This is a genomic window from Paludibacter sp. 221 (assembly GCF_010501035.1).
Classification (GTDB): domain Bacteria; phylum Bacteroidota; class Bacteroidia; order Bacteroidales; family Paludibacteraceae; genus QVMH01.
In genome coordinates this window covers 24,131-40,778 of record NZ_QVMH01000004.1, presented here as the reverse complement: position 1 = coordinate 40,778, position 16,648 = coordinate 24,131, and the positions used below count along the sequence as shown (strand labels likewise).

Genomic DNA, 16,648 nt, shown 5'->3' with positions numbered 1-16,648 from the left:
CGGTAGTCTATTGATAATCAATAAAACAATCTTCGTCTGTAATAATTAATCATTAAAAATTAATAATTAAAACAAAGTTCCCATATCCCCATACTTAATTTTCCCCAAGTGTTTATAGGCCAGTTCTGTAACCTCGCGCCCACGCGGGGTACGCTTCATAAATCCTTCTTTAATAAGGAATGGCTCATAGACTTCTTCCAGCGTTCCGGCATCTTCGCCCAACGCTGTAGCAATAGTGGTAAGCCCTACAGGGCCTCCCTGAAATTTGTCTATAATTGTAGTAAGTATCTTATTATCAATTTCGTCCAGACCGTACTTATCAATATTAAGGGCTTCCAACGCATAACAGGCAATCTCGTGGTCGATACTGCCATTGCCCTTTACTTGTGCAAAATCGCGTACACGCCGCAGCAACGCATTGGCAATACGGGGAGTGCCCCGGCTACGCCCGGCTATTTCTGTTGCAGCTTTATCATCGCACGCCACATTGAGCAAGCGTGCCGAACGCTTAATGATTCGCATGATAACCTTGGCGTCATAATACTCAAAGTGGCAATTTATCCCAAAACGGGCACGTAAAGGACTGGTAAGCAACCCACTACGGGTAGTGGCTCCAATCAGCGTAAAAGGATTCAAATCCAACTGTATGGAGCGTGCACTTGGCCCTTTGTCTATCATAATATCAATACGATAGTCTTCCATTGCTGAATAAAGGTATTCCTCAACAATAGGACTCAAGCGGTGTATCTCATCAATAAAAAGTACGTCATTCGGTTCGAGGCTGGTTAATAAACCCGCCAAATCACCCGGCTTATCGAGTACAGGACCCGACGTAATTTTAAATCCTACATTCAATTCATTCGCAATGATGTTGGATAAAGTAGTCTTACCCAAACCCGGAGGGCCATGAAGCAACACATGGTCGAGCGACTCGCTACGCATGCGTGCTGCTTTTACAAATATCCTCAGGTTCTCAACGATTTTATCCTGCCCGCTGAAATCGGAAAAAGCAAGAGGACGCAAAGCATTTTCAAATTCCTTTTCTCCTGATTGATTATTTCGTATATCAAAACGTTCTTCTTCCATTCACAATTATTTTGTCTCTGATACTCACACAAAGTTAAGAAAACTCCGCAAAAGCCACTCTTTATTTAATGTTTATTCAAACAATATATTTGTCTTATTACTTACAATACGGTTATTATACTGCTGAACAAATGCTTTATACAGATTGTGCATATTTTCAGTCCTTTCCGGTTGCTCTTCCCGCAAATCGTGCTTGAGCAATGGGTCAGTATCCAACAGATACAACCCTTTAGCTCCATCATCGTTTGTTCTGAGCACATAATTGTTTTGATAAACCTGATAGGTATTATTGATGTAGTTGATAAGAAAATGTGTGCTGTCGGCCGAAAAAACAGAGCTACCAAACGAAAAATGTTCCAAATCATAATTCAGATAATCCAGAATACTGGGGATAATGTCTATCTGCTGCACCATTATCTTTTCTTCGTGATGTTTCAACCTCCCCGACGGCTCATAAAAGATAATGGGAACGGCAAACAATCCCACGCTTGTTTTATACTCCTCCTGTACAGCGCCGTTGGTATGGTCGGCCGAAAGTACAAACAATGTATTCTCAAACCAAGGCATTTGTCGAGCTGTTTCAAAAAAGCGGCGTAAAGAATAATCGGTGTAAGCAATGGTTTTATGAATAGGCAGTTCGCCTTCGGGAAATGTATCTTTATACTCTTCCGGTATCCGGAACGGATGGTGCGAGGTAAGCGTAAATACAACCGAAAGAAACGGTTGCTGTTTTTCGTTCATCATATTGGCTGTGTATTGCAGAAAAGACTCATCCCAAATACCCCAGTGTCCGTCGTAATCCGAATCATTTCCATAATCCTCCTGTCCGTAATAATTGGGAAAATCGAGCATACGTGTAAACTCCAGAAAACGCATAGAGCCTCGTGGCGCACCATGAAAAAACGAACAGTCATACCCTTTCTGCGACAACTGCCGTGCAATGCCATCCAGCCGGTTACCGGAATATATACCGGAAACGTACTTCACGGGCATTAACGCAGGAATGTTTGCCAATATCGAAGGCAATGCGTCGCTCGACGTCAAGCCGTTGGCAAATGAATACTTAAAGCTCAACCCATCTTCGGCCAGAGAGTTTACAAACGGCATATACTCGCTATGCGCCTTACTGAATCCTTCGAGCATAATAATAACAACATTTTTCGGGGTGAAACCTTTGTCCGACGCCGTTTTTACAGGATTTACTATTTTAACAAGTTCTTCCTCCGGAAAATAATTATAAGTCTTAAGCGATGATTGTCCGGCAGCACTGAACAAACAGAACGGCGTATTTAGCACAATACCTGTTTCAAGCGGCTTTTTTATCTTTGCGGTAGCATGATTCATGGCAAGCGGAATACCCGTAAGGCTACCGCCACGTATCCCAAGAAAAGTCAATCCACCTATCAGCAGAAATATTAATGAACTTGTCAGATAATAGATTAATGGTTTTTCAGGTTTCCAATCTTTCTGGTTTATAGAGCCATACGTATATATCAAAACAAACACAAGTGCAACAAACAGTAACAAAAGCCACCAATAGTCGGCAATAAAGCTACCAATAAGCCCCACGTTGGAAGCATCATTGGAGAACTCCATCAAATCGCCTAAAACCGTACGCCGGAAAGTAAAAGGGAAATAAACCAAATCGGCACAAGCAAATAAAAAGAAGAAAGCATTGGTAAAAACAAACAGGAACTTTAGCAACTTTTGATACGTCTCGCTATACCGGAAGTGGAAAGGCAAAACTTGAAGGAGAATGTAGATACTGTTGCTGAAAAGTATAGCCGACATATCAAAACGGATTCCTTCGGCAAATAAGGTCATTAAATGCGAAAAACCTATATCAGGATAAAGAGAGGAATTGACAACATAAAACAAAAGACGTAAAACACCATATAACAGCCAGATAATAATCAGCCGATATATCAACATAGCATAAATATTGCTCTTTATGCGCTCTATAAAATTACCCATATTCTAAAATAAAAAATACGGGTACAAAGTTATATAAAGCAGAGCAATAAAAAATCCCCTGCTCAAAATTTTGAGAGGGGATTTTCATTAACCAACGCCAATCTAATTATATACTATGTTTAATTGTCGTCAGAATAAAATCAAATCTTATGCCAAACTTTGTCATTCAGTCTTGATATGAGAAGCAAGAGCCAAGAATCAAGAACCAAGATAAAAGATAAAAGACAAAAAGACTTATGGCAAATCACCTATTCCACTAAAATACTATCTTCCTGAATATCAATTTTAGCTCCTTTTACCTGTTGTTCTTTAATGAAATACCGGAGATCGTCCGAAGCCTCATACAGCACAGCAAAGTCCATACATGCACCCTGATTTGCACCTACGTAATCTGCAAGCATCACTTTGCCCTTTTTCCCACTTTCAATTATTTTTTGTAAATCACTGATTATCTTATTCTCAGTAGCTTTAGATATTAATGCATTTTCCATAACTAAGTTTTTTATAATAAATTTTTAATCTGTTATTTTATATCACTTTCGTCGATACCGATACCCGGCACCAGTGGCTCGTCCAACAAGACATCTTCTTCCATCGCCGTTGGGCTAAAATTGGTATTATCGTCCATCCTGTACGACTCGTCAACATAGCGGATTTCTTTTGCACCAGTTTTATGTTCTTCCAACAATTCACTCTGTATAGGCATATTACCCTCCTCACTACGTTTTTGAACTTCAATTCCCGATTTTATTGTTTTTTCCATATCATTTCCCTTTAGGTTATACACAACAATATAACACATTCAATGACTGATTGTTCCCAACATCATTCATAAAGTTTATTACACAAACAATCCGGACTGCGATACAATCCGGATTGTTATAATTATTAGTAAATCCTGAGGTAAAAAGCAAACTCAGAAAAAACATTATTGAGTTTATGCTTTACTTTTGCCTGTCATGTGCTGAATTTTTATCTTAATCACGCTTGTTCGCGCAAATGAACTCTCCATATATTTTTCACCTACCTCAATATAGCCGGGGCAGTATTTTTCTACCAACTTGCGTATTCCTTTCCTTTTTTCATCATCTGCCAAAACTATCTCTGCCTCGCCAAACACAATAACACTTTCGTATAGGGTAGTAAATTTTTGAGGAACAGGGCAGGTTTTACCCACAATACAAAAAGAAACCAACCTGTTACTTTTCTGCAATATATTCATTTTTTCTCCCTCAGGCGCACAATGCACATATAGCGATTCGCTTATACGGTCGTAAACATAGTTTACAGGTATGCCATAAGCGTAACCATTAGCATTGGCACCTAAACTGAAGAAACCATACTCTCCTGTTTCAAGCAATTCGTTTATTCTATCAGTGTTCAGCAAGCGGTCTTGCCGGCGGATGGGAGGAAAATCGTTCATACCGGATTAATAATATTTATACAGAGCAAAAATATCACTTATTCCACAACAATACAAAACTGTATAAAACAAATACGATACATTAAAAAAATGTATCGTATAAGAGAGAAGAATAAAATCACTGTAAATTATAGGTTAAAAAAAAGAGGAAACAGTGCTTTCAAATTTTTCATAATAGGTTATATTTTTTTCATAGAAAAAGGTTTAGGTTGAAGTAAATCTGATAATTCTATGTTTTTTTAAAAGTCAGGTATTTATTTCGTTTTTGTCTTTTTACTACAATAAATTCCTGCCTTTATTATATAGACACATATAAACAGAAAAAGGATGAGCGCAAAATAAAATATTTACAAAAAATCAGATTTGCGATGGAAGTATTACTACAAAAATGCTCCCCTTATTTTCTTCTGTCTCAAAAGTTATAGTGCCCCCTACCTGCTCCACAATGTTCTTACTGATAGCAAGCCCCAATCCCATGCCCTGCGCCTTGGTGGTAAAATTAGGAGTAAACATTTTATCGCAAACATCCTTCGGAATCCCACTTCCGTTGTCCGATATTCGGATAACGACATTTCCCTCCGATTGGTTTAAATTCACTTTTATAAGCCCTTTACGCCCTTTGGGTATGGATTGTATAGCATTTTTCATAAGGTTGTTAAATACCTGAATCAGTTGTTCCTGATCGGCATAAACAAATACATCTCTTTCCGCCCCCGAATACTGTATATCAATTTTTTCATTATTATCAGCAAAAAGCCTTACAACCGATTGCAACGTCAGGCTAACATCTACACGGGACAACTGCGCTTCGGGCATCCGCGCAAAATCGGAAAACGTGCCGGCAATACGCGATAAGTTATCAATCTGCTCTATCAGCATCGAAGTCGAATTTTCAAAATATTCGTCAAAACCGTCGTCATCCATGTTTTTCCGTCGGCGGAGTTGCTGTATAGATAGTTTCATCGGGGTAAGCGGATTATTAATCTCGTGTGCCACCTGCCGCGCCATCAGTTTCCATGCCGATTCACGTTCCGACTTAGCCAGTAGCTTGGCACTCTGCTCAAGCTCGTCTACCGTACGGTTATACTGGGCTACCAACTGCCCTATTTCATCATTTTGCTTGTAATCTATTTTCTCGTTACGCTGTCCGATACGCATTTCCTTCAGCTTTTTCTCTAACATATTAAGCGGAGCAGACAGCCTCTTACCTACTACTATAGTTAAGAATATAGCCACCAGTATGATAAAAAAGTAAATATGAATTATAACCGACGAGAAATTTTCTATCTCGGTGCGCAAATCCTTTTCGCTAAAAAACTGGGGTATAGCAATATAACCTATTTGCAGATAATCGCCATTGTAAAAATCAGTATATGCTGCCAGATAATTCGACTCCCCGATATGTTCGTACTGTTCGATGCTTGAGTTGGACGAGAAAAACGGCTTCGGCGACATACGGTTGCTTATCAGATGGCGGTAAAAAATCAATGGCTGTGAACTACCTACCAAAACCCCGTCATTATCAAAAACATGAATATCGGTCTGATATATATACGACAAGTCCTGCAAATCAAAATTAAGAGATGATGTATTATGAACGTTCAAGCCTTGATTCCAGTAATACATATCTTGTAACGTGTTCTGAATATATTGCCTTTTACTTTCAAGTATCTCTACCTGCTGATGTTCGTATCGTTTTCTTATAAAGTCGATCGAAACATAAAATATTCCGGCAAAACTTATAATAAGAAGCGTAATGAATGTATATTGAAAGCGCGATGCCAAGCCCAGATGAAAATCTTCTTTTTTATAAAGAAACTGATACAAACGGATAATAAACCATATAAGAGTAAAATAAATCAGTGTGAGGTAAATAAAAAACTGTAAATAAGCCGAAAACTCATTCCTGTTTTGTTTCGACACCACAATGTAAGTATCTGTATTAGGTTTATAAATATAATGCCAGCGGTCTTTGTACAACAAAGTTTTATAATCCGACTCAAAAGCAGGAATCCAACTTGCATCCGACGGATACTCAACAATGCCGGACGAATAAGTAAGAAGTCGGTTATCATACTTTGCAACTGAAACGTTCAACTGCTTATGAATATCGGCAGAGGCAGGTATAAGCAAATCGGGAAAACTATAACTCTTGTATTGTCTGCGGGGATAAAATTCCAAAAAGTAATAGACCACTTCTTCTTCCCCCTCTTGTACAGGAAATATCCCAATATAGGTCATTGCATTTTGTGTAGTAGGCACACTATAAAAATGTGTGTTCCCTATCTTACCTTCTACCTGAACTATATAACTTAAATACTCGCTATACAACTCGGAATAGTAAGAAGCATAGTTCACCTGAATATCATACTTGTTCCAGAAACCACGAAAATAAGTTTTATCCAAATAATCCTTAAGTACATCGGTAGAATCAGGATACATCATCATTTCGCCTATTTTTGCATCATTCACTAAACGGCTGTCAAGCTCCTCCAATAAAATATCGGCAATACGGTCGTTCTCTACATTTCCGTTTTCATATACATTTTGAGCCAACACACGATATTTTCCCCTGTTTTTCTGGATATTAAGTTCAAGCAGGTTTAAACCGATAAAACCCGCATAAAACAATCCCCACAGGAGCAAATAAACGTAGTTGTACTTTATCCTTTTGATAAAGTATGCAATATAAAAACTACTGATTATAAGCGTATAAGGAACTACAAAAAGAGTAATTTTAAGCCTTGGTATAAACAAACTTGCAATTACAAATAAGATAATCGCCACCACATCTGCCGCAATGGCCCACTTTAGTTTTTTATGTATAGCAAAATAGTTGTGTGTCTTAAAAAACAGCAGCCCAAGCCCAATACCCCACACAAAAAACAAGAGATGAGCCCAAACACCTGCAAGGGAGAAATCAGTTATATGCAATATATTAAGTTGGATACACGAATGAAACACCATACTATTCACAATGGCATACAGGCAAATAAAATAGAATGGATATAAAAGCAGTAAGAAAATATTTTTATAAAAAGAACGGCTCCCTGTCTTTACATAAAAGAAAAACAGACAAACCGAGGAAAAAACAAAAGCCGTAAAAACAGACAAATGGCATATAGACGACAGCATAGGATGTGCCGCGTAATGAAAAGGAGAAAAAATGATGTTCCGGAAAAATATCTCAGGAATATCGAAAAACAAAAGAAGAGAGATAAATCCACCAACAGACAAAAACAAAAGCGCAAAGGTCTTTACCCCAATGGAGCGTTTGCCTACCAAAAGAGGGAAACGGGCATATAAAACAAAAAAGAAAATGAAAGCTATAGCAAAAGCAATAGCACTCAACAATGCCCAAAAATGATTAAAAACAGGTATTTCCGGATTCGACAAAGAAAACAGGTAATGTCCTTTGCCGCAGAAAACAGCATATTCGTCCGACTCATCGCCCAACTGAATTTCGACATGTTTGTCAATTTCAAATCCTCTCGCAAATTTATTTTGGAGGCTTTCATTCTCGTAAGGATAATTGTATTTTATCGTTATCAGGGCAACAAAGTCAAGCTCATCGAACGAACGGGAAAGTATAACGCAATATGCGTTGGGAAGCTGGATATAATGCCAGTCGGTAAACTCATGAGGAGTTATATTACTTATATCCAACTGGTTGTCCGACCAGAACACAAGTTCGTCATTTTCCAGAATGTAGTAAGATATATCTTCATCAGGAAAAGTATAATTGGTCAACGAATCCGTCCCCGAAGCCATATAACCTGCATACAATTTGTTTAAAGTGTTAAACGCAAGAGCTTCTTTTTTATTTAATTGTGATTGGAAATGATGAATATTAACCGCACGCCCCGGAGAAGTATTATACAGAATACTGAAAACAAATCCTAATACGATGAAGAGGAAAAGTATAATTACCGATATACGCAGAGATTTGGTTAGCCTCATTCAGGTTTATTTTATAGCTCTATATAGAGAGTGAAAGCCTAAAGCAGAGCCAATTCTGTTCGAGCTATCTTAAGGCATATCCTCTATCTTACAAATATAAAGGTTTTCTGTCTTCCAACGAACAGATATTACCGGATGAAACAAGAATTAAAACAATTTATTTGTCTTATTCACAAATATTTAAATTTCTTTCAGTTCTTTTTCCGCAATTTCCATCTGCTCATACCATTCTTCTCCAAACTTACGAATCAGAGGTTCTTTAAGAAATTTATATACAGGCACCTGCAACTTACTTCCTAATTTAAAAGCGCAGTCGCACACTTTCCATCGGTGGTAATTTACAGCTTCAAAATCATAATACTTTTGAATACGAACAGGGTATAAATGACAGGAGATAGGTTTATAAAAATCGGTTTTTCCTTCGCGGTAAGCCTTTTCTATAGCACATTTACATATCCCATCGCTATCGGTATAAGTAAACACGCACTCTTTACCGCCAACTATGGAAGTAACAGGTTCGCCCTCCTCGTCGATATAAGAAACACCCTGCCTATTTATAACCTCCTTCGACACTTCGGATAAATCGTCCCATATAACAGGAAGAAGTTCCTCTATAATTCCGATTTCCTCTTCTTCCAACGGCGCACCCGCGTCACCCTCAATGCAACAAATGCCCTTGCATGCATTCAAGTCACACACAAAGCACTTATCAAAAAGGTCCAAACTTATTATAGTATCATCAATCTGTAACACGCTTTCTTATATTTTACATTTTTACTGCATACAAAATTCAAGCCAAATCTTCATCGCTCCCTTTAAGCACAGGTACACTAATATGAAACCTTACCGCTATAATACGAACTATAATTACTGTAGATGCTGCTATAATTTCAGTCAGTACAGATGATAAATTAAACTTATAACAGATAAAAAAAGCAATCCCACCAAATACACAAGCCAAAGCATATATATCTTTCCGGAAAATCAATGGGACTTCATTTATCAGAATATCGCGGATAACACCACCTACCGAGCCTGTTATCATACCCATTACAATGGCAACCCAAAACGGGAAACCCGCCTCTAAACTCCGCTCGATACCTACTACAACAAACAAACCGAGCCCGATAGCATCGAAAATAAAAATGGTATTATTGAGGTGGACAATGTATTTTCTGAACAAAATAACAAAAAGCAATGCTATACCCGTCACTATCAAGTACGAGGGCTGCATCATCCAGAAGGGAGTGATATCCAGCAATACATCGCGAAGTGTTCCGCCGCCTATAGCAGTTACCAAGCCAATAACATAAGCACCAAACCAGTCGAATTTTTTTGCAGAAGCAAGGCGGATACCGCTTATAGCAAAAGCAAATGTACCGATGTAATCAATAATGTCAATAAAATGCATATACTTGTACAAAAAAAGCGTATCAAAACTATGAAGTTGATACGCTCCTGATTTTTATTTTGTTTTATTTATTCTTGATTTGCACCAGCTTCTTCTTCCATATACTCGCCGAAACCGGGAAGAGCAGCACCCGGCTCTTGTTGAAGCGCATTTTGATATTGCTCTTGAATTTCCGATTGTGCTCCGTTTGCCGAAGTTGAATATGGGTGTGTACTTGCAGCAAAAATAGAAAGAACTATAATAAAAGCAGTCAAGCCCCATGTAGCTTTTTCGAGGAAGTCGGTTGTTTTACGTACTCCTAATACCTGGTTAGACGAAGAAAAACCTGCAGCCAAACCTCCTCCTTTTGAGTTTTGAACTAAAACCAACAAAGTAAGCAACACTGCTGCAATTACGATTAAGATAGTAAGAAGAATATACATGATATTTTATTTTTTTGAATTTGCTATAATTTTCTCCAAAAACCGAATTTGGTCTGCAAAGTAAATACTTTTTTTCGGATTATTCAAATTTAATTCCTTCAATATTTCCAATGCCTCAACGTATTTTTTTTCCTGTATTAAAGTTTTTACTTTATCCGCATAGCTCTCGTCCGGCTTAGTGGCGCTATCCGTTTCTGTTTTACGCTTATCCAGCGACTTTTCCACAGGTGATTTTTGTGCCGGATTTACCGTTTTCTCCACCTTTCCATGCTCCGATACAATGTCCATCCTCGCCTCTTTCAGGCGTTGAGCCAACTGTTTTAACGACTGATTTACATCTTTGCCTTCCTTTTCAAAAGCATCAATCATATCGAAATAAGTTCCGGATTTTTTCTCGGCACGTACATGCTTTCTTTTTGGTTCTGCATTTTGTTCGGGATAAATAAAATAATAGAGCCATTTCCGGTCTTGAACATAAATGGCCGATTTATTCAATTCATCCTCAAAGTAGATACTGCCTGCTTGTTGCAATGCCTTTGTGTACAACATCCTTGCCTGAGTAAAATAGGGATACCGCTCCACCATATCTTTTAAAACCGGAATCAAATCCGGCTTTACGGCTTGGGGATTCCTCAGCAACGCAACAAATTCCAAATGAGTCATTCAAAAAGTCTTATTTGTATATAGCCTATTTGTATTACTTGTAACTCGTAACTCGTAACTAAAAAGCTACCACTTAGCCACCGTATCGTTATATATCTGGTCGGCTATTTCTTCTATCATTATAGTGAGTAATTCGTCCTGAACATCGGCCAGCATCTTGTTACTGTCGAAGGTTTGCGATGCCGAGTACCGTTTTTCATAATCATCCTCAGGAGTTACCTTGTTTGTAAAGCGGACGTTTACCGTCAGTGTTAAACGTGTCTCGGCAGCCAAAGCATCCGTACCGATAGACAAAGGCACGTAATCATACCCTACAATCTCTCCTTCGAGGTTAAGGTCACCGCCATTGCGTAGCAGTTGAAGTTTAGTTTGACGCGTATATTTATCGCGCAACGACTCGGAAAACATATTCGACAACGGAGGATAAACCGACTCCGCCATATTAGGAAAATCAGTTATGGATATAGACTTAATCTTGCTATAATCAATATTTCCTCCCGTAAATTTATACGAAATCGTACAGGACGAAAACAACAATAAAAAAACAAACGACGCCTTAAGAATCCCTTTTTTATTCAATGCCATACTCTTTAATTTTGCGGTAAAGTGTCCTTTCCGATATTTGCAGTTCCTCGGCGGCGGCCTTACGCCTTCCCTTATATTTTTCTAAAGTTTTGATTATCATTTGCCGTTCCATATCCTGTAGCGACATAGGTTTCTGCTGTTCTTCCACCTCCTGATACTCTACGTCATCGTGATACGTTTCCACATCATTTGCATACGTATTTACATCCACAACAGGTTGTTTCTCTGTCACAAATTCCACGGTTTTGCGGGGGGTGATTATAGCATTATCATCCCTGTTCAATATAGCAGAGGGGTAGTGAATTTCGTCGTGCTTAACTTCCACATGCTGCCCGCCCATAATATCGTGTACAAGGGCTTTCAGGTCGTTCATATCCTTTTTCATATCGAATAGAACCTGATATAATATCTCACGTTCGTTGTTAAACGTTTTTTCATCATGCTGTGACGAAAGTAATGCAGGTAAACGCTCTACATCATCTTTAGGCAGATATACACGCAAGGTTTGTTCGTCAATTTCCCTTTTTTGCTCAATAACCGAGATTTGTTCTGTGATATTTTTCAGTTGGCGCACGTTGCCATTCCAATAATAATTGGAGAGCAAAGCCTTAGCTCCTTCGGTAAGGCGTACAGCAGGCATATTATATTTTTCGGCAAAGTCGGCTGCAAACTTACGGAAAAGCAGTACAATATCCTCTTTCCTTTCTCTTAGCGGTGGTATATTTATAGGAACAGTATTCAAACGGTAATATAAATCCTCGCGGAAACGTCCATCGCGAATAGCCTGCGACATATTCAGGTTAGTTGCAGCCACTACACGCACATTCGTTTTCAGCGTTTTAGAAGAACCTACCTTGATAAATTCCCCCGTTTCCAAAACACGCAATAAACGTACTTGAGTTGAGAGGGGAAGCTCTCCCACTTCATCCAAAAAAATAGTTCCACCATCAGCTACTTCAAAATACCCTTTACGGTCGGCTGTAGCTCCCGTAAACGAGCCTTTTTCGTGCCCGAAAAGCTCCGAATCAATAGTGCCTTCGGGAATTGCACCACAGTTTACCGCAATGTAAGGCCCATGCTTCCTGTGGCTATAATAATGAATGATTTGTGGAAAACTCTCTTTACCTACCCCGCTTTCGCCCGTAATAAGCACTGACAAATCGGTGGGGGCTACCTGTACGGCTATATCAATAGCCCTGTTTAACGCTTCCGAATTTCCAATAATCCCGAAACGCTGTTTTACTGCTTGAATTTCTGCAGGTTGCATATATCTTTTTGTTTCTTTATTACCCTTAAACGCAAAACAAGTTCTGCAATAATGTCATTATTTATCTGACAAAATTACTAATTTATTACAAGCTTTATCTATAAAATTTGTAAAATATTGAAAGCTATATCAAAAAGCATATTACGTAAGATTAAGGAGAAGAAAGAAGTTAGAATGTGCTATAGAAGTATAATTTGTTGGAGAAATAGTTTTTCTGTTTTCTTTTTATAAGTTTTGTTCACTCAGCCAAGAGAAAATCACATTATAAACAGTTTCTCTCACATCTTTTCGAGACAGAACCAAGTCATGAACCCCGTCATCAATAGTAACAATAGTAACATCATTACCAAGATAAGCCGCATATTTATGAATATCTTCTACATCAAGCACAGCATCACCTACCTTAAAATCGTCAGAAAACTCATTGCCATATACCGACTTATCCGAGTGCATTACTAAAATAGGGCAAGGAATATCCAATCCTTTCTGTACTTTTTTATGCCCTTTATAGATGGCACGCGTCCAGCCAAAACTTACCGGAATAGAAACGGCAGGCTTCCACTCCAAATCGTATTCCCATTCGCCTCCGTAATACTGATGAATACTTTGTGCATAAAACGTATCTTCTCCCGAACTTATTTTAGCCTTAGGAAAAACACCTCCTAAGAATGAAACCAAAGGCACTCCGACACCCTCTTTGAACTTAGGAAAATTCATATCAAGAAAAGGACTATTAAGAACAATACCTTGTACAGGCAGATTCTCGCGGTAATCGTGAGCATATACACTTGCAATGAGCCCACCTGTAGAGTGAGCAGCTAATACAACCTCCGGATAATCTCGGCGAATAATGCTCAGGCACGAATCAATATCGGGATAATACTCTTTCAGATTGCGGACATTTCCACGCCGTTGGTGTTCCATGTACGCACGTCCGTATTTTCGCAAATCAACAGCAAAAAAAGCATAACCATGCTTATTATATTCTTGCGCCTGTTCTTTCTGAAAGAAGTAATCGTTAAAACCATGAACGTATAAAACAGCCTTGCCTGTAGGGTTTTCGGGTAAACTTCTTACCAATGCACAACTAACAGCACCTTCATAGTCATCGGGCATTTCGATAATGCGATACTCAAAACCATCTCCTAACACATCGGGCTGCCATTGACCAAAAGCAACATTTATAAAAAAGAACAAGAATAAAGCAAGAGAGGAAATAATTCGTTTCATAATATAGCTCAGATGTTATTGGGTTATGCTCAACCAGAATTGAGTTGCGATATTCAGGAATAAAAGAACAAAATAGAATAAAAGTAATAATAAAGACGGATAACCACTTCTTTACGTTTTTTGCTCAATCTTACTCCATCTTTATCAATTTTGTTCAACTTACTTTCGCAAACCAGTTTAGCTTAAATATAAGAAACAATCGAAAAAGATTAATTGTTCACCCCCCCGAAGACGAATTATAAGGCACTACTAACTATTAGCTATTAGCTAATAACTTAATACATCGCTGCAAGCTCTCTTCCCAATGAGGGATTTCTATTTGATAAATGGATTTTATTTTCGCTTTATTCAGCACACTATAAAACGGGCGCGGAGTAGCAACAGGGTAATCTTTTGTCTCTATCGGATTTACATTACATTCTATTTTCGCTAAACGGTGAATTGATTTTGCAAAATCGTACCAACTGCAAACACCTTCGTCAGAAAAATGAAAGATACCCGGATTCCAATCTTTAAAAGTCAATACCGTCATTATTGCCTGAGCTAAATCGGCAGCATATGTTGGCGTTCCTATCTGGTCGAAAATCACGTTCAGAGAATCACGTTCCCGACCCAACCGCATCATTGTTTTTACAAAATTATTCCCATACGACGAATAAAGCCACGAAGTACGTATAATAACCGAATCGGGACAAGCGCTCATCAAAGCCTCTTCGCCCGCTAACTTCGACTTTCCGTAAACACTTGTTGGCGACACGGGCATATCTTCGGTATAAGGAATATGGTTAGTACCGTCGAAAACATAGTCAGTCGATACGTGAATAACTTTAATTTTATATTTAGCTGCTGTTTCACCAATATTCCGAACAGCGTCACGATTTACTTTATAGCAAGTTTCTACATCTTTTTCCGCAGCGTCTACCGCAGTATAAGCCGCACAATTCACAACAGCGTCTATATCATTGTTAGCAATATACTTTTCTAAATCATCTTTGTCCGAAATATCCAGTTCATCAACATCAGTAAAAAAATACTGAAATTGCGGATATTCACCCGCAATCACCTGCAATTCGCTACCAAGCTGCCCCTTGCTACCTGTAATCAAAATATTCCGCATACATCCAAAAGTTTATTGAAAATTCATCTCCGCTAAATCGAAAACAGGATTCTTTTTATCTTTGTCAGAAACGATAGCTTTTTCAAAAGGAATTTTCCAATCGATATTCAGTTTCGGGTCGTTGTATAACACTCCTCGCTCCGATGACGGATTGTAATAATCATCACATTTGTACGAAAAGATAGCTGTCTCACTCAACACTGAAAAACCATGAGCAAATCCTCTGGGTATCAAAAGTTGCAAATGATTTTCGAGCGACAGCTCCACACCATACCATTGTCCGAAAGTAGGCGAGCTTTTCCGTAAATCAACTGCTACGTCCCACACCTTACCCTGAACTACCGATACTAATTTAGTCTGACTATATGGAGCTAATTGATAGTGCAATCCACGAATAACACCATATGATGATTGAGACTGATTGTCTTGGCAAAAACCAATATCTATTCCCGCGTCGTGAAATTTAATTTTATTATATGTTTCACAAAAAAAACCTCTTTCATCTTCAAATACACGAGGCTTTAATATCAATAAATCCTTAATAGGAGTCTCTATAATTTCCATTCTTTAAAACTTCTAATCTAAATGATAAATATTTTACTACCGTTCATTAGCTATCTTTATCAAATACTGTCCGTAATGATTCTTTTTCAACGGTTCAGCCAGTACAAGCAACTGCTCGCGAGAGATGTAACCATTGCGGTATGCTATTTCTTCGAGGCAAGCAACTTTCAGACCCTGACGGTTTTCGATAGTCGAAATAAAATTGGATGCTTCGAGCAAGCTGTCATGCGTTCCTGTATCAAGCCATGCCATACCACGCCCCATTATTTTAAGGTTCAAACGCTCTTCCTCAAGATACAATTTGTTCAAATCCGTAATTTCAAGTTCGCCCCGCTTTGATGGTTTCAGCCCTTTAGCCTTTTTCACGACATCGTTACCATAAAAATACAGGCCCGTTACAGCATAATTCGACTTCGGATTTTCCGGTTTTTCTTCCAAGCTAACCACCTTACCCGTTTTATCAAACTCCGCCACACCATAGCGCTCAGGGTCGTTCACATAATAGCCAAAAACAATAGCTCCGTCTTTCAAAGTGGCTGCTTCGCGCAAACCCCGTGAAAAATCAAAGCCATAGAATATATTATCGCCCAATATCATACAAACGCTGTCATCCCCGATAAATTCCTCGCCAATGATAAAAGCCTGTGCCAATCCATCGGGCGAAGGCTGAATTGCGTATTGTATCTCAATACCCAAATCGCTTCCGTCGCCTAACAAATTCTGATACAAATGAATATCCTGAGGAGTAGAGATAATCAACACCTCACGTATTCCGGCTAACATAAGAACCGACAAGGGGTAATAAACCATCGGCTTATCATAAACCGGAATTATCTGTTTCGAAATACTTTTAGTAATCGGATATAAACGGGTTCCCGAACCTCCGGCTAATACAATACCTTTCATATTTTTATTGTTTTACAGTTCAAATGTATAAAAATTTACT

At 38.6% G+C, this 16,648-nt stretch carries 16 protein-coding genes; all 16 read right to left on the bottom strand.

The window, feature by feature from the left end; all coding sequences use genetic code 11:
* Positions 1-66 precede the first annotated feature (66 nt).
* The 16 genes from ruvB to rfbA all read right to left on the bottom strand — a co-directional run bounded on the left by ruvB (position 67) and on the right by rfbA (position 16,608).
* Positions 67-1,086, bottom strand: coding sequence for a Holliday junction branch migration DNA helicase RuvB (ruvB, locus tag D0T49_RS01765; protein ID WP_163628876.1), 1,020 nt, complete (start codon positions 1,084-1,086; stop codon positions 67-69).
* A 72-nt stretch (positions 1,087-1,158) separates the two neighbouring features.
* Entirely contained in the window at positions 1,159-3,060 is a 1,902-nt protein-coding gene (locus D0T49_RS01760; RefSeq protein WP_163628875.1) for an LTA synthase family protein, read from the bottom strand.
* A gap of 248 nt (positions 3,061-3,308) precedes the next feature.
* On the bottom strand, positions 3,309-3,551 hold the full coding sequence (locus tag D0T49_RS01755) for a hypothetical protein (protein WP_163628874.1): 243 nt from the start codon (positions 3,549-3,551) through the stop codon (positions 3,309-3,311).
* Positions 3,552-3,583: 32 nt separating this feature from the next.
* Positions 3,584-3,823: a hypothetical protein gene (locus D0T49_RS01750; RefSeq protein ID WP_163628873.1), complete on the bottom strand. Its 240-nt coding sequence runs from the start codon at positions 3,821-3,823 to the stop codon at positions 3,584-3,586.
* A gap of 174 nt (positions 3,824-3,997) precedes the next feature.
* Complete coding sequence (locus D0T49_RS01745) at positions 3,998-4,483, bottom strand: pyridoxamine 5'-phosphate oxidase family protein (RefSeq protein WP_163628872.1); 486 nt, start codon at positions 4,481-4,483, stop codon at positions 3,998-4,000.
* A gap of 357 nt (positions 4,484-4,840) precedes the next feature.
* Positions 4,841-8,443: a PAS domain-containing sensor histidine kinase gene (locus tag D0T49_RS01740; protein WP_163628871.1), complete on the bottom strand. Its 3,603-nt coding sequence runs from the start codon at positions 8,441-8,443 to the stop codon at positions 4,841-4,843.
* Positions 8,444-8,623: 180 nt separating this feature from the next.
* Complete coding sequence (locus tag D0T49_RS01735; protein WP_163628870.1) at positions 8,624-9,196, bottom strand: DUF3109 family protein; 573 nt, start codon at positions 9,194-9,196, stop codon at positions 8,624-8,626.
* 37 nt (positions 9,197-9,233) lie between these two features.
* Positions 9,234-9,854: a trimeric intracellular cation channel family protein gene (locus tag D0T49_RS01730; protein WP_163628869.1), complete on the bottom strand. Its 621-nt coding sequence runs from the start codon at positions 9,852-9,854 to the stop codon at positions 9,234-9,236.
* A gap of 68 nt (positions 9,855-9,922) precedes the next feature.
* On the bottom strand, positions 9,923-10,276 hold the full coding sequence (gene secG, locus D0T49_RS01725) for a preprotein translocase subunit SecG (protein ID WP_163628868.1): 354 nt from the start codon (positions 10,274-10,276) through the stop codon (positions 9,923-9,925).
* A 6-nt stretch (positions 10,277-10,282) separates the two neighbouring features.
* The gene (locus D0T49_RS01720) at positions 10,283-10,939 is read right to left on the bottom strand and encodes a hypothetical protein (protein WP_163628867.1); all 657 of its coding nucleotides are present in this window, start codon (positions 10,937-10,939) and stop codon (positions 10,283-10,285) included.
* 66 nt (positions 10,940-11,005) lie between these two features.
* A complete protein-coding gene (locus tag D0T49_RS01715; protein ID WP_163628866.1) occupies positions 11,006-11,524 on the bottom strand; it encodes an LptE family protein in 519 nt (172 codons plus the stop codon).
* Positions 11,511-12,791 carry a sigma-54-dependent Fis family transcriptional regulator gene (locus D0T49_RS01710; RefSeq protein ID WP_163628865.1) on the bottom strand — a complete coding sequence of 427 codons (1,281 nt, stop codon included), beginning with the start codon at positions 12,789-12,791 and terminating at the stop codon, positions 11,511-11,513. Before D0T49_RS01710 ends, D0T49_RS01715 begins: the two co-directional genes overlap by 14 nt.
* 225 nt (positions 12,792-13,016) lie before the next feature.
* A complete protein-coding gene (locus D0T49_RS01705) occupies positions 13,017-14,021 on the bottom strand; it encodes an alpha/beta hydrolase (RefSeq protein ID WP_163628864.1) in 1,005 nt (334 codons plus the stop codon).
* A gap of 256 nt (positions 14,022-14,277) precedes the next feature.
* A complete protein-coding gene (gene rfbD / locus D0T49_RS01700; RefSeq protein ID WP_163628863.1) occupies positions 14,278-15,138 on the bottom strand; it encodes a dTDP-4-dehydrorhamnose reductase in 861 nt (286 codons plus the stop codon).
* A 12-nt stretch (positions 15,139-15,150) separates the two neighbouring features.
* On the bottom strand, positions 15,151-15,702 hold the full coding sequence (rfbC, locus tag D0T49_RS01695; RefSeq protein ID WP_163628862.1) for a dTDP-4-dehydrorhamnose 3,5-epimerase: 552 nt from the start codon (positions 15,700-15,702) through the stop codon (positions 15,151-15,153).
* A gap of 36 nt (positions 15,703-15,738) precedes the next feature.
* Positions 15,739-16,608, bottom strand: a complete 870-nt coding sequence (gene rfbA, locus D0T49_RS01690; protein ID WP_163628861.1) for a glucose-1-phosphate thymidylyltransferase RfbA — start codon at positions 16,606-16,608, stop codon at positions 15,739-15,741.
* Between the last annotated feature and the right edge of the window lie 40 nt (positions 16,609-16,648).